The organism is Virgibacillus profundi (assembly GCF_002287375.1).
Classification (GTDB): Bacteria; Bacillota; Bacilli; order Bacillales; family Amphibacillaceae; genus Virgibacillus_K; species Virgibacillus_K profundi.
Map to the genome: position 1 here is coordinate 1 of NZ_NPOA01000091.1, position 401 is coordinate 401.

The 401-nt window shown below is 54.1% G+C and carries 1 rRNA gene; it reads left to right on the forward strand.

The annotated features are described in order from the left end of the window. A 16S ribosomal RNA gene (locus CIL05_RS22485) occupies positions 1-401 on the forward strand; the annotation flags it as partial.

A 401-nucleotide genomic window follows, 5' to 3' on the forward strand; every position in this document is an offset into this window, starting at 1 on the left:
CAACTAGTGCCAGCAGCCGCGGTAATTAGAAACCCGGGTAGTCCCGATGTACGGTGCCAGCAGCCGCGGTAATTAGATACCCCAGTAGTCCACATCGGCCAACAGTGCCAGCCGCCGCGGTAATACGAAGGAGCCTAGCGTTGTTTGGATGTATTGAAAGTAAAGGGAGCGGAGGGGGCAGAACAAGTCTGGAGTAAAAGGTATGGGCTCAACCCGTACTGGCTCTGGAAACTGTTCAGCTAGAGAACAGAAGAGGACAGTGGAACTCCATGTGTAGCGGTGGAATGCGTAGATATTAGGAGGAACACCAGTGGCGAAGGCGGCTTGCTGGACTGCAACTGACGCTGAGGCTCGAAAGCATGGGTAGCGAACAGGATTAGAAACCCGGGTAGTCCTTTCAC